This is a genomic window from Saccharibacillus sp. CPCC 101409 (assembly GCF_030518235.1).
Taxonomy (GTDB): domain Bacteria; phylum Bacillota; class Bacilli; order Paenibacillales; family Paenibacillaceae; genus Saccharibacillus.
Map to the genome: position 1 here is coordinate 585444 of NZ_JAULSA010000002.1, position 21469 is coordinate 606912.

General features: G+C 53.9%; 19 protein-coding genes. 16 read left to right on the forward strand and 3 right to left on the reverse strand.

Annotation, left to right across the window (positions count from 1 at the left end):
- Positions 1-318 precede the first annotated feature (318 nt).
- Complete coding sequence (locus QWJ34_RS06775) at positions 319-702, reverse strand: hypothetical protein (protein WP_302726325.1); 384 nt, start codon at positions 700-702, stop codon at positions 319-321.
- A gap of 169 nt (positions 703-871) precedes the next feature.
- On the opposite strand from QWJ34_RS06775, the gene QWJ34_RS06780 reads away from it, so the two are divergent.
- From QWJ34_RS06780 to QWJ34_RS06790, 3 genes are all read left to right on the forward strand, one after another.
- Positions 872-1600 carry a LytR/AlgR family response regulator transcription factor gene (locus QWJ34_RS06780; protein WP_302726327.1) on the forward strand — a complete coding sequence of 243 codons (729 nt, stop codon included), beginning with the start codon at positions 872-874 and terminating at the stop codon, positions 1598-1600.
- A gap of 102 nt (positions 1601-1702) precedes the next feature.
- Entirely contained in the window at positions 1703-2776 is a 1074-nt protein-coding gene (locus QWJ34_RS06785; protein ID WP_302726329.1) for a Kiwa anti-phage protein KwaB-like domain-containing protein, read from the forward strand.
- Positions 2777-2811: 35 nt separating this feature from the next.
- Positions 2812-3465 carry a hypothetical protein gene (locus QWJ34_RS06790; RefSeq protein ID WP_302726331.1) on the forward strand — a complete coding sequence of 218 codons (654 nt, stop codon included), beginning with the start codon at positions 2812-2814 and terminating at the stop codon, positions 3463-3465.
- 74 nt (positions 3466-3539) lie between these two features.
- Here the strand turns inward: QWJ34_RS06790 and QWJ34_RS06795 are convergent, their stop codons facing one another.
- Positions 3540-4475: a calcium-binding protein gene (locus QWJ34_RS06795; protein WP_302726333.1), complete on the reverse strand. Its 936-nt coding sequence runs from the start codon at positions 4473-4475 to the stop codon at positions 3540-3542.
- 122 nt (positions 4476-4597) lie between these two features.
- On the opposite strand from QWJ34_RS06795, the gene QWJ34_RS06800 reads away from it, so the two are divergent.
- The 9 genes from QWJ34_RS06800 (at position 4598) to QWJ34_RS06840 (ending at position 13354) form a co-directional block, all read left to right on the forward strand.
- Positions 4598-5518 carry a DUF1186 domain-containing protein gene (locus QWJ34_RS06800; RefSeq protein ID WP_302726335.1) on the forward strand — a complete coding sequence of 307 codons (921 nt, stop codon included), beginning with the start codon at positions 4598-4600 and terminating at the stop codon, positions 5516-5518.
- 449 nt (positions 5519-5967) lie between these two features.
- Positions 5968-6378, forward strand: a complete 411-nt coding sequence (locus tag QWJ34_RS06805; RefSeq protein ID WP_302726337.1) for a DUF3592 domain-containing protein — start codon at positions 5968-5970, stop codon at positions 6376-6378.
- A gap of 299 nt (positions 6379-6677) precedes the next feature.
- Positions 6678-8036 (forward strand): DNA-binding protein, encoded by a 1359-nt coding sequence (locus QWJ34_RS06810; protein WP_302726339.1) that lies wholly within the window; start codon positions 6678-6680, stop codon positions 8034-8036.
- 4 nt (positions 8037-8040) lie between these two features.
- Positions 8041-8208, forward strand: a complete 168-nt coding sequence (locus tag QWJ34_RS06815) for a hypothetical protein (protein WP_302726341.1) — start codon at positions 8041-8043, stop codon at positions 8206-8208.
- A gap of 258 nt (positions 8209-8466) precedes the next feature.
- Positions 8467-8724, forward strand: a complete 258-nt coding sequence (locus QWJ34_RS06820; RefSeq protein ID WP_302726343.1) for a helix-turn-helix domain-containing protein — start codon at positions 8467-8469, stop codon at positions 8722-8724.
- A 145-nt stretch (positions 8725-8869) separates the two neighbouring features.
- On the forward strand, positions 8870-9433 hold the full coding sequence (locus QWJ34_RS06825) for a hypothetical protein (RefSeq protein WP_302726345.1): 564 nt from the start codon (positions 8870-8872) through the stop codon (positions 9431-9433).
- Between the two features lie 30 nt (positions 9434-9463).
- Entirely contained in the window at positions 9464-10804 is a 1341-nt protein-coding gene (locus tag QWJ34_RS06830) for a helix-turn-helix domain-containing protein (RefSeq protein WP_302726347.1), read from the forward strand.
- A 105-nt stretch (positions 10805-10909) separates the two neighbouring features.
- Complete coding sequence (locus tag QWJ34_RS06835; protein WP_302726349.1) at positions 10910-12088, forward strand: hypothetical protein; 1179 nt, start codon at positions 10910-10912, stop codon at positions 12086-12088.
- 162 nt (positions 12089-12250) lie between these two features.
- Positions 12251-13354 (forward strand): hypothetical protein, encoded by a 1104-nt coding sequence (locus QWJ34_RS06840; RefSeq protein ID WP_302726351.1) that lies wholly within the window; start codon positions 12251-12253, stop codon positions 13352-13354.
- A 177-nt stretch (positions 13355-13531) separates the two neighbouring features.
- Here QWJ34_RS06840 and thrS read toward each other — a convergent pair whose 3' ends face one another.
- A complete protein-coding gene (gene thrS, locus QWJ34_RS06845) occupies positions 13532-15508 on the reverse strand; it encodes a threonine--tRNA ligase (protein WP_302726353.1) in 1977 nt (658 codons plus the stop codon).
- Positions 15509-16031: 523 nt separating this feature from the next.
- Here thrS and QWJ34_RS06850 point away from each other — a divergent pair.
- From QWJ34_RS06850 to QWJ34_RS06865, 4 genes are all read left to right on the forward strand, one after another.
- Complete coding sequence (locus QWJ34_RS06850) at positions 16032-18095, forward strand: coiled-coil domain-containing protein (protein WP_302726355.1); 2064 nt, start codon at positions 16032-16034, stop codon at positions 18093-18095.
- Between the two features lie 5 nt (positions 18096-18100).
- Entirely contained in the window at positions 18101-19729 is a 1629-nt protein-coding gene (locus QWJ34_RS06855) for an amidohydrolase (protein ID WP_483314247.1), read from the forward strand.
- A 247-nt stretch (positions 19730-19976) separates the two neighbouring features.
- A complete protein-coding gene (locus QWJ34_RS06860; protein ID WP_302726357.1) occupies positions 19977-20834 on the forward strand; it encodes an AAA family ATPase in 858 nt (285 codons plus the stop codon).
- A gap of 79 nt (positions 20835-20913) precedes the next feature.
- Positions 20914-21387, forward strand: coding sequence for a NusG domain II-containing protein (locus tag QWJ34_RS06865; protein ID WP_302726359.1), 474 nt, complete (start codon positions 20914-20916; stop codon positions 21385-21387).
- Positions 21388-21469: the final 82 nt, after the last annotated feature.

The following is a 21469-nucleotide window of genomic DNA, read 5'->3' on the forward strand; positions in this document are numbered from 1 at the left end:
TCCTTTATCAAGAGAGTCAATCAACACGATTTTGCATCAAATGATTAAATGTTTAATCGTTTGATTTAATTTGATCATAAAAGAAAACGCGTCTGTTTGCAACCCCGGGTAGTAAGCAGGAGAGGAAGCACAAAAAAACGTTAAACGGAGGAGAGGAACATGATCGAACTGATCGGAAAGATTTTTCTGGGCGGGGTATTCAGTTCGACGGGATAAAAAAATCAAACACACAAACAGCCCGGTCCTTTATCCAAAGGCCGGGCTGTTTCGCGATCGTTTTTTTACTTGATGCGCTCTATATGCAAATTCTTTTTGAAATTAAATCGACGTATCGCTCCACTCGATCTTGACGATCTCGGGCTGCTGGCTGTCGTAACGGACTGTATGAACCGAGCGCGTGCTGCTGTAAATGCTCAGTTTGTACGTATCCCCGGTCTTATCGGTAAATGCCAGATAACCGGAACCGGAAAAAGCGCCCGACGGCCCCTGCGCATCCACATTCAATACGTAATTGTAATAGCCCGGAGAACCGGTCAATGTAATGCCGTACACGCACCCGTTGTCGTTGAACTTGATGATGTCGTACAGATTCAACGAACCGTTGATCGAGACTTCCGAATTTACCGTCATGCCGTCTTGGCGTTCCGCGCTGGAATTTTCGCCGATTTTTTCTGCCGTGAAATCAGATACAGGATAAGCCATGATTGTGCCTCCTCTGGGATCTGTGATTTAAGGACTTGAGCTTCTGCCGGTGTCCTCGTTATTATTGTATATATGGAATTTACATACCATAAGAGTATTTTACATCCAAAAACATGCACTTTAACACGAGTCGGCTGCAATGAAGAGGTAAAAAAGAGGAGGAACCTTTTTGCGTATCGCAGTATGCGACGACGATCCGGACGCACTCGAAATCCTGAAGCAGCAGCTGCAGGCCTATCCGTATGACGGTAAACGCAATCCGCCGATCGACTGCTTTTTGTGTGAAAAAGATTTCCTGCCGCAAGCCGGCGGGTACGACATCGTGTTCATGGCTACGCATCTGCGGGATGGGAGCGGACTGGATCTTATACGCCGTATCCGCCGAAAAGAACGCTGCGCGGTCGTCTTCCTGTCGGATGTCGGCGAGCACGCACTTGAAGCGTTTGCCCTGGACGCTGTACATTATCTGATCAAGCCGATTACCGAAACCGATTTTGCCGAAGCGCTGCGCCGCTGCATGGAGCGGATCGCGCCGGGGACGGAACGGTTTCTGGAGCTTAGAAGCAGGCAGACCACGATCCCCGTTTCGATCCGCAATATCCGCTATATCGAGATATTCAATCGGGTCTGCGTCGTACATACAAGAACCGGCGTGATCCGGGCTTATGCCACGCTGGACGCGCTTTTCGAGCGGCTTCAGGGCGAAGACTTTATCCGGGCCCAGCGCAGCTTTATCGTGAATATGAACTTTATCGCGGCGTTCTTCTTCGACCGGGTCGTGCTGAAAGACGGGACCGAGATCGTGCTTTCGCGTAAAAACCGATCGGCGCTTAAAGCGCAGTATCAGCGTTTTCTGTATCGGCTTGCTCTAAAAGAAGAAAGTTCCGGTTGTAATTGAGCGCGTTCGGCGAAATTCAACTTTTCTTTGCGAACACGCGAAAATGGGTAAAAATAAAGCAAGCGAATAAGCCTTCCGAATCCACCGCAAAGGAGCGCTCCGATGACTCTTCCGATCAATGACGACAAGCACCCGCTTTTCAAACTGAGCCGCCTGGACCCCAATGGAGATCTGCCGCCGATCGATCTGGCTTTTTTCCTCGTCAGCAAGCAGAAAGAAGCGGACCGCTATTATCGGGCGAAAGAGTTCGCTTTATCCGAGGCTGCGGGCGATTGGCTGAAACGGCAGATCGTCAAAGAAACCGGGCAGCTGCAAATTAGGGAAGAAGACGGAAGCGTGCGGTTCGAAGTCGGGCCTTACAACCTGGAAGCGGAAAAACCTTACCGGCTGGCGCAGTTGACGCTGAGCGAGAAGATCGGACTGCCTTACGTGCGCAAGCAAGCGATTCTGGGCGCGCTGGCGAATCCCGACGAAGGGCTCAAGCAAAGCGAAACCGAATTTCAGGTCGTGCAGCTCAATTCGGACGGCAGGAATTTGTACTTTTTCTACTATCGCAAGCCGAAACGCAGCACCTCCAAGAAAAGAATCCTGATCGGCCGCTCGGGCGAACTGGATTTTGCGGACGACGGACTGATCGAGCTGGGCGGGAAGATCGAATTCGTTCTGCTCGACAACGAGCTGTATATTGCGAATCTGCGGCATTTTGAATATGTGTTCGATTACCGCGATCATATCGTACAGGCTCGCGACCGCAACCTGAACACGATCACCGGCATGTCTTTTTTCGATATCGGACAGGAGGACAAAGAGCGGTTCAAACGCGATTGCGCGGCCTTTTTCCATACTCGCACCGTGGCCCAGATGGGTCCCCGGCAGCTTGAAGCGCTGGAACGGAACTTCAAAGCGCGCTGCGACGATCTGCGCAGAATCCGTAAAGGGATGCCCCGAAACGCCGAGCGCGCCAAAGAGTACCGGAACAAATATGCGCCGCTGTGGGAGCTCTACGAGTTTCTGGATCTGGAACAGCAGAAGGTGATCTACCCGGAAAACAGCCGTCCTACGACGCTTTTGCACTTTTTTGCGGATAAAATTATTCAATCTTTCCTGACCGGCGACTTTGGCGTGGCGGATTCGATGCAACCTGCGGAAGAAAGTTCGGCGGCAGCGGAGGATTAAGGGCTGGAAGAGCGGAAAGAAAGGAGGAGCGCGCTTTGTGGAGTAAAAAAGAGCCGGTTATCCTGTGGACGACCGCCTATGCGCCGCTGCTGCTGCTGATGATCGGCGGTTTTCTGTATCGAAACGAACTGCTGCCCGCCGCGCTGCGCGAAGATAACGCGGCTCGGATATTCGGCGGCCGGACATGGATTGCGGAAACGCTTTTCCTGCTGGCGGTGCTGCTCTTGTCGCTGGCTTTGTACCGGCTCGTGATTCGCCTGCTGCTGCGTCCCGCTGTCAAAAGGCTGGCCGCCGGAACGACCGGCCGCCTCTACGCGGTGCGCCGCTTCGAAAAGCTGCCGGCGAGCGACTACACCTTTTTCCTGATGACGCTGCTGCTGCCGCGGCTCGCGCTCGACTACTCGTCGGTCGCCAACTTCGCCGTATCGCTGCTGATGGTCGTGTTTATTATCGCGGTGTTCGTCAGGACCGACACGCTCGCCACCTGCCCGCTGTTCTTCGTGTCCGGCTTGCAGGTGTTCAAAAGCACGATCTCGGAGCATTCGCTAGAAGAAGAGAAAGCCGACGAAGGACTGCGGAAAGAAGTGGTGCTGCTGGCGCGGGAGAAAGATTTGGATCTGGGTGAGAAGTACCGGGCAGTGAGGCTGGCGGGAAAGGTGTATGTGGTTTTGAAAGCCGGTAGGTCGTAAACTTACCTTGCCCGGATCGCATCAAGGACTATGTAACTTTTGTTGAACTGAACATTTATAGGTAGGTGGAAGCTTCAAAACAGGTATCCCTGAGTTCTCCAGTAAACCCAATCCTCAAGCGCCTGCCGGGCGTCTTTGCCAAGCCGGGTCGGTGCCAACTGTTCAAGGGGAACGGCAAACTGGCGTTTTTCCCATTCGATTTTCGCCCGAATTCGTTCCGTGCAATCTTCGGGAGCGGCCAAGCCGAGCACTCGTACTTTTTCACCGGTTTGCAGCGGCGATTGAGCATCGGCGATCGCGCACTTGGCATCGAAAGCCGTCGAAAGATGATCCTGCAAATAGGTGTACCAGCTCATCGCCCGTTCTTCCGCTTCATAGGCATCGACCAAAATTTCGTCCCGGATCCGAGCTTCAATATTGAAATTTTTTACGTTTTGCGGAATTGGATTTACAACATCGGGGTTTGCTGCATCGTTTTCTTCCACTTCATAATCGTCCTCTTCTTCATAATCGTCCTCGTCCTCCCAGTCCGGATACTGCTCCGGCGCTTCGCCTACGCTTTCAAGAACGGCGGGAGCCGTGATCCCCGCCGGAAGCGTCTCGTCGCCAAGAAACTGGACGATAAACCGCCATTCGTCCCCGTAATCGAACAGCATCAGCATTTTTTGCTTGGGCGTATGAAAGACTTTCGCTACTTTGGCGCTTTGTGTGCCGGGAAACCCGTCGCCGTCGCCATAATCGGCCATCGATTCATAACCTTCCGTCGAGCGGGTCCAATTCTTGAGATTATCGTAGAACCCGAACATATGGTCCATATCGAAATCGAACGCGTACAAAATGTTGATCGCCAGACTTTCCAAAGAAGCTTTGCCATCGATCGCCAGCTTTCGGTAAGGACGTCCGCGCACCGCTCCGTTCCAGTCGCTGCAGGTGACTTTAAACAGTTTTGCTTTATTTTTTGTCGGCATATTCATGTTCCTTTCTGATCGGTGCTGCTTATTGAATTCCAAATCATCTATATCTTTGTCTTTAAAGCTTCTTCAAAAATCAAAATATCCCTGCCGTGTATTTTTAAAAAGAAAGTTTTTCGATGTACAATCAAGATAATGAAACAATACGAGGAGGAACTCCGATGCGGACTATTCAAACACAAGACGATGCCAAAGCCGTTCTTGAATCGATACAAGTCGTGGAAGACTATCATTTTCCGCGCCGCGAGCTGGAAGAACTGCTGACGCATCCCGATGAAAGCGTGCCTGAGATGCTGGAATGGTTGAAGCGGATTAAAAATGACCCGGAAAGAATTATTGAAAGCGGAGAGTACAACATGTCGTTTACGTATGCGTACCTGCTGCTCGCCGAACTTCAAGAAGCGAAGGCGTTCCCGATCATTCTCGAACTGCTCGAGTTGGACACCGATTGGTTGGATATCCTGTTCGCTGACGATTTGACCGGAATATTCGGGCGCGTGCTGGCTTCGACTTACGATGGCGACCTGAGCAAGCTCAGAGCCCTGCTGGATAATGAAAAAGCCGATGAGTACGCTCGCGCACAGGCTGCGGTAGCGATGAGAATATTGGTGCTGGAAGGTCGGTTGGACCGGCAGGAGATTCTTAACGTCATTGAAGAAACGCTGCTGCGTCTGTCCGACGATTCTTGTACCGACCCGCAGCGAGTGAGCGTCATCACCAGTCTCGTCATCGCGGCAGAAGAGATTCACCCGGCGGAAATCGCGGACACTCTTCGAGAAATGTTCGAACGGGACCTGGTCAATCAGGGGATTACGTCATGGAAATACACGCAAAAAGCTCTTGAAACCGAGCGGGAAAAGCACCTAAACCGAGTGCGCCAAAACGAACTCAACCAGCCGGTCCGCGATGCGGTTTCCGAGCTGTCGAAAAACTATATTTATCAGAAGCCGGAACGCGAAGCGATACAGCAAAAAGTCGTGTATGCCGGAAACGTACCCGTTACCCGCCAGCCGAAGGTCGGCCGCAACGACCCTTGCCCTTGCGGAAGCGAGAAGAAGTATAAGAAGTGCTGCGGGGCGTGATAGCCGTTTTATTATGAGCAGCGGAGTATCTCTCCACAAGCTCCTGATCGTACAAATCGTGCGAAAGAGTAACAATCGGCTTTTCGCCAAGCAAATCTTGTTCGAATAAATGTTCAAAGCGAAATAGGTCGCGATACCAGGTCCATATTTCCCGGATCGCATCAAAGACTACTCGAAAAACAAATGTCGTACTGGCTTCTCTTTCAATATAAGCGACACCCTTATCTTTTTCGCTGCGTATTCGCGCATAGAAGCTTCATTAAATAATTTGCATTCGAGCTCTGGCAGGCCTAACTTATTAAGCAGGATGAAAAGCTCCAAAGTTCGCGATTTCGTCCGCAGCCCGGGCGAAGCCGCGAGCTTGAAGGAGCTTTTTGGGCTGAATCAGGCTTTTACCATACAAGAAGAAGCGGCCCGAAAACGTTAGATACAAAAAAGGAGTGACTGGAATGAGTGTGTACATCGGCAAGATCTTTATGGCGGCCGGCGCGATTCTTATCGCTGTCGGTCTGCTAATTGTGGTTCGGCGAATTCGCTTTATGCGTCATGCGAAGCGGGTGGAAGGCGAAGTGGTCGATTACCACGAAGAATTTCGGCGTACGGGCGACCATGCCGGCACGCTGTATTTTCCCGTTCTACGCTACCGCATGCCGGATGGAGCAGGAGAAGTGCAGTCGAAGACCGGATCGAGCTGGAAACGCCGGCGGATCGGCAGCAAGGTAAACGTCTATTATCTGCCCGAAACTCCGGAAGAGTTCAAACTGAATACATGGGGAACCTTTATGCTGTTGGCGGTTCCTTTTATGATGGGGCTGGCTTTTCTGGGGCTGGGCAGCGTACTGAATCAGGTTGCGCAGTAAATTTATATTACCAATAATTAAAATTCGACATTATTACTAGCTGCATATTTCGACAACTTTTTTAGCGCAAAAGCCGTCTGGGTGTTTTTTCTTGCCGGACAATCAATTTCCACTTCAAGTCCTTGGCTGGCGCGGGATTGGCAATTTCATGCAATATTCAAATCTGCTTAAAAAAAGCAATTGACCAATGTTTATTTATTCTGTATATTGTAAATTAATTGTAAGGAAAGGATTAACTGATAAGCATTGTGTAACATTATGTAAATAGAAATCGGCTAAGAGTCAGAAGAGGTGTGGAAATGGAAATGACGTTAACGCTCCGTTCGGAGATTGAAAGAGGCATCGCGGGCTTGGGAATGAACTTCTCGGAATTCGGCGAATGGTCGGGAATTAACCGGGGGATCTTCAGTGCCATTTTGAACAGCAATCCGCCCAAGCCGATTTCGCTGAATCAGTTTGAACGGATCACGAAAGCGCTGGGGCATCCGGAAGGCTGGATGTTCGAGCAGTATATCGACGAATGCTTCTACGACGGCAAACCGAACCGCCGGCGCGTCGAGCCTTTTCTGATTCGCTGCGCGGAAATGGGACGTCTGGACTGCATCGAGATCGTGCTGTCGCGCCTGCTGGAAGACTTGAAGCAGCTCGATACGATCTTTGAAATTGCAGAAGCGCTGTACACGGCGGATAAAGTCGAGCAGTCGGTCGTGTTCTACGAGTGCATCGTGCAGAACGAGAAATACCACCAGTCCGAGCGGCTTGCAATCAGTCAGTATCGTTTGTTTCGTGCTGCGCTGGGCGAGGACAACGAGCGGAACCTGCGCGCCGCGATCGAGTTTGAACCGTTTTGCGACAAGCTACCGGATCATCATCGGTTGGATGGGTTGATGAAGTTAGTGAATGTTTATTTTTCTTTGGATAAGAGAATAGAAGCTGCAAGATATTCTAGAGAAATGATTGTATTTACAGAGATTCTTTATCAAGCTGAGGTCATAAAAAATGCTAAAAGTATTAACTTGAAGGAGTTATATAGCGATTATCCTTTAGTAGTTTATTACGGATATGCTCATCTCGCTATGCAGAAGGTGATGATTGATGAGGGGGATTATATAAAGGCTGAACAATATATAGAAATGTATAAAGATCTGAGTTGGTTTCCTGGTTTAGACGATAATGGCAGGAGAGAAGTTGAGAAATTTAAGTTTTATGCTGAGGCTAATGTTTTAACCATTGAATTGTTAAAAGGGAATGAAAATATTCTTCCAACATGCATTACTTTCATTGAAAAAAATCCGGCTGAACTTCTTAAATTTATATTCACCATTTTGGAATCCTCAAACAAATACGGTTTTAATACGGACATAATATTTGAAAAGTTTTCCGAACAATTACACCAGTATTTAGAGCAAAAATATCACTATGATCGAATGACTATTCTTAATGATTACTGTAGCGTTTGTTTGGAAGCGAGTTTATATTTTTTAAAGAGACAGAATCACATTAAAGCCATAGATTATATATTGCGAGGCCTAGTTGTAGCTGTTAAGATAAATGACAAAGAGATGTTTATGAAGTGTGTACCACTCTTTGAAAAAAACAGAGATCTAGCTTCCCCTAAGCAAACTCTTGAATATGTGCAAATAATGGAGGGAATTTAGAACTATGAAAAAGTTCTATTCTAAACTTTTAGTGGTGTTGAATGTGCTTGTCTTAACTACTGCTTTCTATGGAAAAGTACCTATTTCTTCAGCAGAAGAAACTAGTCAATCAATCTCAGCTAAAGAAGTCATTTATCATCTTTCGGGGGTACCTGGAATTGGCGGTTGGTAGAATTTAAATAGGTGTTCTAAATAAGTGGATTTGCTTCTCATGTTTTCGAAATGACTACTGTTAACTTTGTAGTAGTTTCGAAACTTAGGGAGCTTTTTTTTTGAAACAAAAGATTATTGCTGGTGATTTATATCAATCCAATGAACGGTTACGCCTGTCTGATTCGCACTAGAATAACGCGCGATTTAGCCGGCGTAAGCCTACTGTCTAAGTGAAACAAGTCACTAGATTCTAAGAATATTAAAAGGAGAGTGATCATTGTCTTCTCTTTTAAGAAAAAATATTTTAAATGAACTTAAACAGAAGTGGATAAGCTTCTCTAAACTAAGTGAACTTTCTAAAATCAACCGTGGCGTAATCAGCAGCATTTTAAGAGCGGAATCACCCAAGCCAATCTCCTTTAATCAATTTGAACGTATAGTGGACGCTTTAGATTTTCCTTTAGAAAAGATGCTAGAAGAATACATACAAGAATGCTTTTACAACAATAAACCGAATTTATTTCTCTTTAGATAAAATAGACAAGGTTGAGGAATGGGCAACGGAACTGTATTCCTTTACTCATCATATTTATCGTAGAGCTGTGGAGTTTGGAGAATCAGAACTGCCGAAAGGGATGGAATACAAGTTCATTGTTTACTATGCTTACGGTTGTATAGCGATGGAAAGCGTACAACTGATTAGACAAGAATATGCCAAGGCCAAGCCGTATAACGATGAATATAGTGATCTTAGCTGGTTTCCATGGCTTTGTAGACAGAGTAAACGAGATGTAAAGAAGGTGGCCAAATATGCAAAACAAAATAAAGTGTACATTGAATTGGGACTAGGAAATGCTGATTTCCTTGAGGAATGTGTGTTGCTAGCGGAAGAGCATCCTGAGGAGCTCTTGGTAGCTATATTGTTTATCCTGGAATACTCAAAAAAATTTAATATTTCAATCGACTCCATACTCGATAGATTTCAAGCCCAAATAGAAAAGTACCCTCACGAACAAACCGAATATTCGAAAAATATCACAGTTAGCCTTAATCGCTATTTCAACGTTTGTATTGATTGTGCGTTGTATTATTTCAATCAGGGCAATTATGAAAAAGCTCGAGATTACGCGGTAAAAGGGCTTAATTCTCCGGTTGGGATCAACAACGGTAAAGAAGTTTTTAAGCGTCTCGCTCCTCTTTATGAACATTTTCCGGACCTTTTTATCCAGGACAGAAAAGAGTAATCATTGCTATACATGATAGGAGATACATAAATGATCGCATATAAATCAGATTCCCTAAGACACTTCATAAAATCAGAAATGGAACAGTGTAAAATGAACCTTTCTTCATTAGCCAGTCTATCGGGGATCAATCGAGGCGCTTTGAGCAAAACATTGAATAGCCAGCCGCCCGATCCTATGCCTTTCAATCAACTTGAGCAAATAACCAAAGTTTTTGGAAAACCAGAAGATTGGCTTTTTGAATATTACATAGATGAATGTTTTTATCACGGCAAACCCAATAAAAGACGCGTCGAGCCGTTTCTGATCCGCTGCGGGGAAGTTGGAAGAAGCGATTGTATCGAAGCAGTGCTGGCTAGGCTGGTTGAAGGTGAATTTGAAAGCTCGGATATTCTTTTTGACGTGGCAGAGTATCTGTATGCAGGCGGGAACGTTGAAGCAACTATAAATTTGTATGAAACCATTATTGAACATGAAAAGTCTAAAGATTCGGAAAAAATCGCAATCAGCCATTATAGACTATTTCGAGCCAGGTTAAGCGACAAACACGAAGTGAACCATCAGCTTGCGATTCGGTTTGAGCCCTTTTGCGATAAATTGCCGGATAACTATAGATTAGAAGCGTTAATGAAACTGGCTAATATTTATTTTTCGCTTAATCTTATCGATCAGGCCGAAATATATTCACGAAGACTATTTGATTTTTCACAAGCCCTCTATCACTCCGTAGAAGCGAAGCTGCGCTCAGGACATTCCACATGGTCTTTAAATGCAGAATACCAGTTAGTCGTTTATTACGGTTACGGATTTATGTGTATGGAGAATGTTTATTCATTGCGTGGAGATTACAAAAAAGCAGGAGTCTATACCGAAGGTTATACAGATCTTAGTTGGTTTCCGGGATTGGACGAACATGGACATAAAGAGGTGAAATCTTTTAGTAAGTTTGCTATGCAGAACAAGATGCATTTTAAATTAGCTCTCGGCAATGAAGATGCGATTGAAGAGTGTATCACCTGGATCGAAGAGAATCCAAACGAATTGTTAACCACGCTTCTATATATTATTAGGACTGCAAACTATAGTGGCTACTGCATCGATTCTATTGTGGAACGATTTCATAAACAGGTAGAAGAATTTCCGCATGAAGCTACTAACTATTCCCAAAATATTACGCTTAGTTTCAACCGTTATGTTCGTGTATGTATCGAATACGCCCTTTACTATTTCAATCAACGCAAATACGAACAAGCTCGAAATTACGCTGTTAAAGCCCTTAACGCGGACGTAGGCATTAATAACGGTAAATATATTTTTGCCCGCCTGGCCCCTCTTTTCGAACATTTTTCCGACCTTATTCCTTCGAATTAAATCGCTTTCATTGCATTTGCCTCCGTTTCGACAAGATTCGCCTTGTTCGGTTCGGTTTAAAAGGTTTAGGACCGGACGACTATCTACATACAAGGAGGCGTTTGAATGGAGAAGAGAAGGACGGGGCAGGGAAAGAAGTGGCCGGCGGCTGTGCTGGCAACGGCGGTACTGGCGGGCGGCGTTTACGCGCTGCCGCATGTGTTTGCGGATGGACAGGGTGACGGGAAATCGGCTTCGTCGGCGGACAGTCCGGCTGCCGCGGCGGATCGAAGCGGAGCGGCTTCTTCGTCGGCAGCGGTTCCGGTTGCTCCGCAGGCAGCGGCTGCTTCCGTAGTGAAGACGGCGGCCGTATCGACGGCGAAGCCAACGGATGCGCAGGTGGTTCAGCCGATCGTATCGGTGGATTCGAAAAAGGCTTCGGCGGCGACCGTACGCACGGCGCTCGTGAAGCTGGAAGTGATGAGTATCGAGACGTTGAAACATTTCTCGCTTGATCCGTCGGACAAGAATTACGTCAAGCTGATCGAAGCCCGCAATCGCGCCAACGAGGTCGCTTCCGATCTTGATGCGCCCGCGGACCGGATCTTCTCCGCTTCGCGCAAGCTGGAGGAGGCGCTGGATCGTTACAACGACCAGGCGGTCGGCGGCACAAGCGCGGTGAAGAAAGTCTTCTCTCTGGCGGAAAAAGAAACTGCCGGTACAAGCGACGCTTCCGGCCGTTTGGCCGCCCAGGGACTGAAAGAAGCCCAGGCCAAGCTTGCGTCGGGTTCCGGCAAAGCGGACGCTTTGTCGGCTTACAAACTGTTTCTGACGCGCGCCGCGGAAGCCAACGATATCGCCGCGTTCACAGCGGCGGATTATTCCGCGACGTTGAAGCAGTATGACGCCAACCTCTCCGCCAGACTGGAAAGCGCCGGTGGTCAGGATCTGTCGGACTTGCAGGACGCCTATAAAGCTTCGGTAGCCGCGCTGGAATCGGCTATCGACGACGCTTCCGGCAAGAATGCGCTGGATGCCGCGCAGGCGGCGGTCGAAACGACCTACCAGACGCTGGCCGAAGGAGCCACGCTGGCCCAGGCGATTAACGGCGCCGAGCCGCTGCTCGATTCGCCGGCCGGCAAGGAGAAAGGCCAGTATCCGGCATCCGCGATCGGCACGCTGAAGCGGGCGATCAACAAAGCGTCCACTTCGCTGGAGAAGTCCGGCACGAAACAGCAGCTGACCGAAGCCCGGCAAACGCTGGCCGACGCGGTGAGCGACTTTAAAGGGAAGATTAACAAATAAATTCGAGCCGCGGCATAACGGATCGGATGCAAACCTCAACTTTTCCATATTACAGTCCGGCCCTCCTTTTTCAAAAAGGAGGGCTTTTTAGGTTCGCTATTTATTCAGTTGTTTAAACACTAGGAACTGGAAAAATATCCGATAATTAAAGGAGGCGTTTGTTTGAGTAGAAAAAAGCCGAAAAAAATGAAAAAGTGGCCGCTGGCCGTATTGGCGGTTTCTCTGGCGGCGGGCGCCGCTTATACGCTGCCAAATGGATTTGCCGCCGATAAAGGAAATTCTAACCAAAGCAAGATTATAGCAGCCGGAGCAGCGGCGTCGACAAGTACGGAAGCCAAAGTCGTCGCGCCCGTTATTGCGATCGATCCAAAGCCGACTTCGGCATCTGCCGCCCGTGCGGCCTTGATTAAGCTTGCGAGGATGAGTGTGAGCACGGCCGCCGCTTCCGACTTATATTCGTCGGAAAACGATCTTCGGAAGCTGCATCAAGCCCGAAACGAATCCTACAAGGTTGTTTTCGACCCCAAAGCGCCGGCGGATCGGATCTATTCCGCTTCGCGCAAGTTGGAAGAAGCCATCGATCGCTACAACAAGAGCGCGGTCAAGAATGCGGAGGTCCTCGGCAAAATATTGAAGTATGAAAAGGCATCTGTGCGAAACGGCAGAAACGAACACGCGCTGGATGAGATGGAACTTCTGGAGCTAAAAGGCATCAAAGAGGCGCAGGCCAAGTTGGCGGCCGACCCGTCGGATAAGGGCGTACAAGCCGCTTACAAGCATTTCTTGTCTAGCGAAGCCGATGTCCATAATCTCGAACCGTTTGATCGTGCGGCCGAGGTTGCTTTTCTAAAGCGTTATCAAGAGCATTACGCGGCCGAAACAGCCCGTATCGGGTCCGGCGCAAAAGAGGCGGCGCATCTGCGGGAAGCTTACGAGACTGCCGCCGAAGCGATGCAGTCCGCGATCGACGCCGAGGCCGATAATAATGAGCTGAATGCCGCCTCGGTGGGCGTTATCGAGTCCTACGCGGCGTTTCTGGCAGGGCTGCGTCTGACAGACGCGCTGGAAAGCGCCCGTGCGCTGCTCGATTCGCCGACAGGCGCGGAGAAAGGACAGTATCCCGCTTCGTCGATCGGTACGCTCAAACGCGCGATCGATCAAGCGCAGGCTTCTCTAAAGAAAGAGGAAATGTACGAAGAACTGGACGATGCCCAGGACCGGCTGGAATCCGCGGTTCGAACATTCAAAGCAAGCCGCAATTCGTAAAGATAACGCGTGCGCGACAACCTTGCCGTGCGCCGCGCCCGACAAAGCGGGCATCCCAAAAAGCGGTCCCAAAGCCGGCAATCGGCTCGGGACCGCTTTTTTTATCGCCCAACGTTCACTTTGCAGCAAGCGATTGACTCTTGCCAAGTGTCCGAAGACACCGCTCCGTCGATACGTTTACCGCTCGCGCTTCCGCACCGTTTCCAACAGCTCCCCGATCATCTCTTCCAACCCGGCCGGAACCTGCTGCCCGTCGTCGTATCTGCGCACATTGACGCTGTCCGCCAATTTCTCCTTTTCCCCGACGACAAAAATATACGGAACTTTCTCCTGCTGCGCCGTGCGCATCTTGTAGCCCAGCTTGTTCCCGCTCACGTCGGCTTCCGCGCGCAGTCCGGCGCCTCGCAATCTTTTCCGCACGTCGTACGCGTAATCGTCGTAATGGGCGGAGACCGGCAGCACGCGCACCTGGACCGGAGCCAGCCAGAGCGGGAAAGCGCCGGCGTAATGCTCCGTCAGGATACCGAGGAAGCGGTCGATCGAGCCGTAGATGGCGCGGTGAATCACGACCGGCCGGTGCTTCGCGCCGTCTTCGCCTATATACGTCAGGTCGAACTTCTCCGGCATCTGGAAATCGAGCTGGATCGTGCCGCACTGCCAGCTTCGGCCGAGCGCGTCCAGCACGTGGTAATCGATCTTCGGTCCGTAAAAAGCGCCGTCGCCTTCGTTCAGCCTGTACGCCGCTCCCCGATCTTCGAGCACGCCGCGCAGCGCGTTCTCCGCTTCGGTCCACAGCTCGTCCGAGCCCATGGAGTCTGCGGGGCGCGTGGACAGCTCCAGGCGGTAATCGAAGCCGAACACGCGGTACATCTCGTCGATCAGGTCCATGACGCCGCCGATTTCTTCGGCGATCTGACCGGGGCGGACAAATAGATGCGCGTCGTCCTGGCAGAACGTCCGCACCCGCATCATGCCGCTGAGCGCGCCCGAATACTCGTGCCGGTGCACCTGGCCGAACTCCATCAGGCGGATCGGCAGATCGCGATAGGAACGCAGCTCGTTTTTGTACATCAGCATATGGCCCGGGCAGTTCATCGGCTTGAGCGCGAACGCTTCGTCGTCCACCTCGGAGAAATACATATTGTCTTTATAGTGGTCCCAGTGACCGGATTCTTCCCACAGACGCCGGTTCATCATAAAAGGAGACCGGACTTCCCGATAACCGCCCCGAAGCTGCGCGCCGCGCGAGAACGATTCGAGTTCCGTGCGCAGCGTCATGCCGTTCGGCAGGTAAAAAGGCATTCCGGGCGCTTCGTCGGAAAACATAAACAGTTTGAGCTCGCGCCCCAGCTTGCGGTGGTCGCGCTTCTTCGCTTCTTCCAGCATGACCAGATGCCCGTCCAGCTGTTCTTTGCGCGCAAACGCCGTGCCGTAAATACGCTGCAGCACCGGTTTGTCCGAATCGCCGCGCCAGTACGCGCCCGCTGCGCTCAGCAGCTTGAACGCTTTGAGGCGGCCCGTCGACGGCAGATGCGGCCCGCGGTCCAGATCGGTAAACTCTCCCTGGTCGTACAGCGAGAAACTTTCGCTTTCCGGCGCGTCTTCGATCATTTCGACTTTGTAGGCTTCACCGCGTTCTTGAAAATGCGCCAGCGCTTCTTCGCGGGAAGCGGCGCGGCGGCGAATAGACAGATTCTCCGCGGCGATGCGACGCATCTCGCGCTCGATCGCGGGCAGGTCTTCGGAGCGGATCGCGTTCGGCGTATCGAAGTCGTAGTAGAAGCCGTCCGCGGTCGCAAGGCCGATGCCGAGTTTGACCGCCGCTTCGCCGTACAGCCTTTTGACGGCCTGGGCCAGCAGATGCGCGGCGCTCAAACGGAGCACGGGCAGGGAGTCGGCGTCATCCGGCAGGAGGATGCCCAGCTCGGCGTCGGCGCAAACGGGCGTGCTCAGGTCGACAAGCCGGCCGTCCAGGCGGGCGGCGACGGCATTTTTGCCGAGCGACAGGTTGACGGAACGCGCGATCTCCAGGGCGGAAGCGCCGGCCGGAACGCGTTTGACCGAGCCGTCCGGCAGCGTGACGGCAATCCGGCCGTCTGCGGGAGCCGCGAAGCCGCCGGAATTCAAATCGTCGGGAACAGAAAAGCGAAACATAACAAATTCCTCCAAGTCGAAGTGGGATATCGAGCGCAGCGGTTCGTCCGGGAACGCCAAAAAGCGCACCGTCCCCGGAAAGGGACGAGTGCGCTCGGCTCGTGGTTCCACCCTTGTTCGATCCCCGGCCCGGCGGCATATGCGCGCCGGAAAACGGGGACCCTTGCTTGGAGTCCGTTAACGGGGACGAGGCGGCGGACGCTACCGGCCGCCGGGCCGCGTCCACTCAGGACGGGCGCCGGAACGGCGTTCGAATCCGCGGCTGCGGAGGGGTAATTCCGGGCCGCTTACCGAAGAAGCTTGCAGCAATCGCTTCTCTCTCTGGACGGTGCGGTCGGGAATGTTGTCTCCGGTCAAGGCCGAATCTTTCGATTGATTCTGGATTATATAGATGGATTCGGAAAAGGTCAAGCATTAAATTTGGACAGCCGCGGGAGAAACTTGCATCTTCGGTTTGAAGTAAAGCCTCGCCAGAGGTTATCATTAGGAAAAGAATCCGATTCGCCCAAAAGGAGAGTTGACGATGTACGGATATACTTTTGCCCAGGCGCTGTGCCGTTTGAGCGGCGACGAGCTGCGCATGACCTACGTGCTGTGCTGCGATACGGCGGTGCAGGAACTGCTCGCGTCCAAGATCCGGGAATGGATCAAGCGCGATCCCGAGCGTTTTACCCGGCAGCTGGAAGAGAAAACGACGGCTTACCGGGACTGGGACGACCAGGAGCTCCGGCTCGGGATCATACTGGAGCTGGCCAAGCGGGCGCGCGTGCAGGGCATGCCGCTGAACCTGCCGGCGGAGCTGGAAGAATTCGCCGGAGCGATTGTGGAACGCATCGAGCGCGATCTGGCGGAAAACGACCGCGAGTACGCCGCTTACCGCACCGGGCAGCCGGAGCTGAGCGAGCTTCAGGCGCTGCTGGACTACCAGATTTCTTCGCTGACGCAGGTGCTCGGACGGCTGATCGACGGTTCGCCGGAAGCGCAGCGGCAGGAGTATGTGCGGCGGATCGAAGAGCTTGCGCCCGAACTGGCGCAGAAGCTGTCGGAGTTTGAAGACAAGGAAGAGAGCGCACTCGGACAAACCGACGATTCCGCCGCGGCCGAAAGCGAATTCGGAGACGGCGAACCGGCGTACAGCGAAGCCGGAGAACGGTTTGTGCCGGCGGGAAGCGGTCCTTTGACACGGCCGGAACCGATCGAAATCGGGCCGCTCGAAGAACTGAACGAAAGCGAAGCCGCCGACCTGCTGTCGAAAGAAACCGGTCCGGTCCGCGTTAAGGAGAACGATCCGCAGCCGGGCGATCGGGCGGCGGACGTTTATGGCGGCGGGCCGAGCGGCGTGGATTTGCATAAAAAGGACGCAGGCGCTTCGTTCCCGGACGAAGACGAATTCGATCCGGAATACCCGGAATACCGGGCCCGCGCACAGGACGTTTCGGCTTCCGAACCGGAAGAGCCGGATCTGTTCGAAGCCGAACGGCGCGCCGAAGCGGCCGCGGAAGAAGCGGGCGTCTCCGGGGCGGGGCAGGGCGGGAAAGATTCCGCCGATCGGCCGGAGACGGTGTATGCGGCGTCCGCGCCGCTGCTGCTGGCCGAGCTGGAGCGGCAGGACGGACTGGATTACTATCAGACGGCGATCGAGCTGCTGGGAGCGGCGGAAGGACTGTTCGGTCTGGGCGAAGCGCGCCGGCTGAGCGGCCGGCATGTGGCGTTCGGGGCCGTGCTGAGCGGTCCGGCTTTCCTGCCGGTGCTGCCCGGCGGCCGGGCGGCTTCGCTGCCTCGCAGCCTCAACCCGCAGCGCCGGCAGCTTCCGGGGCTGCTGCTCCGGCTGCTGCTGCCGGAGCTGGTGTCCGCCGAACAGGAAGCGGCGGACTACAAGCCGCTGCTCGAGCTGTGGCAAAGTTATGCCGACCGCTATGCGCAGCTGGCTTCGGAGATCCGCCAGGAAGAAGGGCAGATGGAGTATTACGCGCGCGAAGCGTCCAGCTGCGCCGAACAGCTCGAAGCCGCCCGCGGCGAGCGGGAAGGTTCGGAGCGCCGGATTGTGGAAATCCGCGAGTCGCTGGTCGACAAGCTGCGCGCCAGCAGCATGCAGCTGCCGCATATCTCCGAATCGTTCGACCGGCTGCTGGCGGAGTATTCCGACAACCGCCAGCGCATGACGGACGCCGAAGTCGGCCGCCGCGAACGGGGTTCGGGCTTCGCGGGGCTGGTCAAATATACGCTGAATTACGCCGCGTCGGGCGTGACGCTGATCGATCTCAAGCGCAAGCAGACCCGGCTGCTGGAACGGATGGCCGACGAAGCGCTGCATACCGAAGGCGAATGGGGGCAGGGCGAACGCTATGTCGTCGCGGCCGAACGGGAGCGCATCGGGTATCTCGATACCGAGATCGAGCGGCTGGAGAAGCTTCAGGCGGACTGCAAAGAGCAGCTTCGCGCCGCCGAACAAAACAAACGCAATCTGGAGCAGGATCGCAAACTGCTGGAGAAGCAGGTTTACGGGCTTGCCGACCTCGAATTTCAAGAAGCCCCCGAAGCGTCGGGCGAAGAAAACGGTCCTGCGCAGGAAGACAAAGGAGTATAAAGCGGATGACAGGATTCACGCGGGAGAAAGGCGTTTTATTCAAAAACGGACGGATGGGCTTCGGGCTTGCCGGCGGCGGTCCGAATGCGGGCGCGAACGCCGTATATGCGGAACGCGGAACGATTCGCGCGGTCGGCGAAACCCGGGAGCTTGAGCTTCAGCTTGCGGGCCGGGATTACGAAAGCGTGGACTGGGACGGCGCGTACGTGCTGCCGGGTCTGGCCGATTCGCATATGCATCTGTCGATGCAGGGCGTAAAGTTGGAAGCGCTGGATTTCTCGGACACGACGTCGAAGACCGGGATGCTGCGGCAGATTCGCGAACGCGCGGAGCGGACGCCGCGGGGGGAATGGATCGTCGGGCTGAATTGGAACGAAAACGCGTTTACGCCGGCGGCGCCTCCGCTGATCGACGAACTGAACGAAGCGGCGGGCGAACATCCGCTGTATTTGACGCGCACCTGCTTCCACGCTTATCTGGCGAACGGCGAAGCGTTCCGCCGCGCCGGTATCTCGGACGATACGCCCGATCCGCCGTCCGGCGCGTTCGGACGGGACGAATCGGGCCGTTTGAACGGCTGGGTGTACGAGGAAGCGTCGAAGCTGCTGACGGCGGTGCAGCCGCAGCCGGATTATGCCGCGAAGAAAGCGGCGATCCGCCGGGCCTGCCGGCACGCGCTGAGCCTGGGACTGACCGCGGCGCATACCGAAGATTTGCGCTATCTGGGCGGGATCGACGCGATGCGCCGCATTCACCGCGAACTGCGCGAAGAAGGCTTGTTTTTCCGTTCGCATCAGCTGATTTTTCACGATTGCCTGGACGAAGCGGAATCGCTGGGACTGACGGCGGGCGACGGCGACGAATGGCTGCGGATCGGAGCGGTCAAGATCTTCTCCGACGGGGCGATCGGCGGGCGTACCGCGCTGCTGAACGCGCCGTACAGCGACGCGCCGGACACAAGCGGCATGGCGATTCATCCGCGCGCGAAGCTGCACGGCATGACCGCCCGCGCGCGTTCGCTGGGCTTTCCGATCGCGGTGCACGCGATCGGGGACGGGGCGGCCGAACTGACGCTGGGCGCGATGGAAGCTTATCCGCTTACGGGAATCTCGCATCTGCCGGACCGCTTTATCCATGCGCAGGTGCTGGACGCCGCGCTGCTGGAGCGTATGACGAAGCTTCAGCTGATCGCCGATATCCAGCCGCGCTTCGTCGCCAGCGATTTCCCGTGGGTGTTGGAGAGAGTAGGGCCGGAGCGGACCGGCTATCTGTATGCGTGGAAAAAAATGCTTGACGCCGGGGTGGTCTGCGCCGGAGGCAGCGACGCGCCGATCGAGCCGCTGAATCCGCTGCTGGGCATCCATGCCGCTGTCACCCGGCGCCGGCCGGATTCCGCCGAACCGGCGGAAGGTTATCTGCCGGGTGAACGCCTGGGCACCGCCGAAGCGGTGTCGCTGTTTACCGAAGGCAGCGCCCGGGCGGCGGCCGAACAGGGCGAACGCGGCCGGATCGCGCCGGGATTCGCCGCCGATTTCACCGCGCTGGACCGCGATATTTTCGCAGGGCCCGACGCGCTGCTGCAGGCCGGCGTGCGAATGACGGTGGTGAACGGCGAGGTCGCTTACCAGGGCTGACGGCCGCCGGCGCAGCGGCAGGGAGCGTCCGGAAGCGGATATTCGATACGCGGCCGCAGCAAATGAAAAAGACTTCTCCCGATCGGGCGGAACGTTTCGGCGTCCGCGGCGGAGAAGTCTTTTTTGTTTTCGACATTGACAGAACCTCTCTCATCGGATTTAATAGTAATAATTACTATTAGACAGAATCATACGAAAACTTTCTGCGGAATATCGTTTGATTTGCAGCATGAGGAGGGTTTTTACGATGGGGAAATCGACCGCGGCCGCGCGCCTGCCGCGCTCCAAAGGTACGGATATGGCGACCGTATACGAACCGAAAGACTGCGCGCGCAAAGTCAGGCATCTCGTCCTGCCGGGCCAGAACCGGCGCATCGTCGAGGAGTTTATGACCATTCTGGAGATGCGCGAAGAGTTCGACAGCCACGGCGTGCCGATTCCGAACAAGATCGTGATGTACGGTCCGCCGGGAACCGGCAAAACACTGACCGCGTTTCATATCGCCGCTTCGCTCGGGCTGCCGCTGGTGCTTGTCCGGCTGGACGCGCTGATCCACAGCCATCTGGGGGAAACGGGCAGCAATATCCGGCGGATCTTCGACTACGCCCGGTCCGTGCCGTGCGTACTGTTTCTCGACGAATTCGACGCCGTGGCCCGGACGCGCGAAAGCGGCGACGAAGTCAAAGAAATGGCGCGCGCCGTCAATACGCTGCTGCAATGCCTGGACGAATTCGGCGACGGCAGCGTGTTTGTGGCCGCGACCAATCTGGAAACCGAGCTGGACGCCGCGATCTGGCGGCGCTTCGATACCCGGATGACGTACCGGATGCCCGACGAAGGAGAACGCTGCAATTATATCCGGCTGCTGATCGGGGAATTCGCATGCAGCGAAGACGCCGAAGCTTCCGCGGCCGAACGGCTGTGCGGGTGCAGCTTCGCGGATATCGAACAGATCCTGCTCAAAGCCAAGCGCAAAGCGATTATCGAACGCGCGGCGCTGAGCCGGGAGCATGTAGAACTGGCGTACCGGGAGTACGCGCCGGAACCGGCGGAGCGGAAGCCGCCGCGGCCGGCGGAAGCGCCGCAGCCGGTCGAACTCATTTGACAACCGCGCGGACGGAAGCGTAGAATGACACAAGAATATCGTAACGATTACGTATAATTAAAATTTGGGGGAATCAGCCGTGGAGCAGCCGGAGACAAGCGAACCGAAGCGGGGTTCCCGCCGGCCGGGAGCCCGGATCAAACGCGGAGACCTGATTCTGATCGCCGCGATTCTGCTGCTGGCCGGCTCCGTGCTGGGCTGGCAGAAGTGGCGCGAAGCGCAGGTCGTCGCCGGAGAACGGCAGCTGGTCGCGTTGATTACCGTCGACGGCAAAGAATACGAGCGGGTGCCGTTGACCAAAGAGGAGCGCATCATCGATATCCGGACGGATCTGGGACACAATACGCTCAAAGTGTACGATTACGGCATCCGCATGATTTATTCCGACGCGCCCAAGCGCATCGCGCTCGATATGGGCTTTATCTCCAAGCCGCGGCAGCAGATCGTATGCGTGCCGACCCGCGTGATGGTGGAAGTTCTGCCGCCGTCCGGGGAGAACGAGGAGGAGGACGGGCTGGACGGAGTCGTGGGGTTCGCGGAACAGATTCGGTAACCGCTGCGCAGCTTTTCGGCGAACGGGAAAATCAAAAAAAACGCTTGTCCGGCGAAAACCGGACAAGCGTTTTTGGTTTGTT

Coding starts and splice junctions, on each gene's coding strand:
- QWJ34_RS06800 (WP_302726335.1), top strand. CDS start 4,598: ATGCGGACTATTCAAACACAAGACGATGCCAAAGCCGTTCTTGAATCG.
- thrS (WP_302726353.1), bottom strand. CDS start 15,508: ATGTTTCGCTTTTCTGTTCCCGACGATTTGAATTCCGGCGGCTTCGCG.
- QWJ34_RS06850 (WP_302726355.1), top strand. CDS start 16,032: ATGTACGGATATACTTTTGCCCAGGCGCTGTGCCGTTTGAGCGGCGAC.
- QWJ34_RS06805 (WP_302726337.1), top strand. CDS start 5,968: ATGAGTGTGTACATCGGCAAGATCTTTATGGCGGCCGGCGCGATTCTT.
- QWJ34_RS06785 (WP_302726329.1), top strand. CDS start 1,703: ATGACTCTTCCGATCAATGACGACAAGCACCCGCTTTTCAAACTGAGC.
- QWJ34_RS06835 (WP_302726349.1), top strand. CDS start 10,910: ATGGAGAAGAGAAGGACGGGGCAGGGAAAGAAGTGGCCGGCGGCTGTG.
- QWJ34_RS06860 (WP_302726357.1), top strand. CDS start 19,977: ATGGGGAAATCGACCGCGGCCGCGCGCCTGCCGCGCTCCAAAGGTACG.
- QWJ34_RS06830 (WP_302726347.1), top strand. CDS start 9,464: ATGATCGCATATAAATCAGATTCCCTAAGACACTTCATAAAATCAGAA.
- QWJ34_RS06775 (WP_302726325.1), bottom strand. CDS start 702: ATGGCTTATCCTGTATCTGATTTCACGGCAGAAAAAATCGGCGAAAAT.
- QWJ34_RS06855 (WP_483314247.1), top strand. CDS start 18,101: ATGACAGGATTCACGCGGGAGAAAGGCGTTTTATTCAAAAACGGACGG.
- QWJ34_RS06815 (WP_302726341.1), top strand. CDS start 8,041: ATGAAAAAGTTCTATTCTAAACTTTTAGTGGTGTTGAATGTGCTTGTC.
- QWJ34_RS06810 (WP_302726339.1), top strand. CDS start 6,678: ATGGAAATGACGTTAACGCTCCGTTCGGAGATTGAAAGAGGCATCGCG.
- QWJ34_RS06825 (WP_302726345.1), top strand. CDS start 8,870: ATGGAAAGCGTACAACTGATTAGACAAGAATATGCCAAGGCCAAGCCG.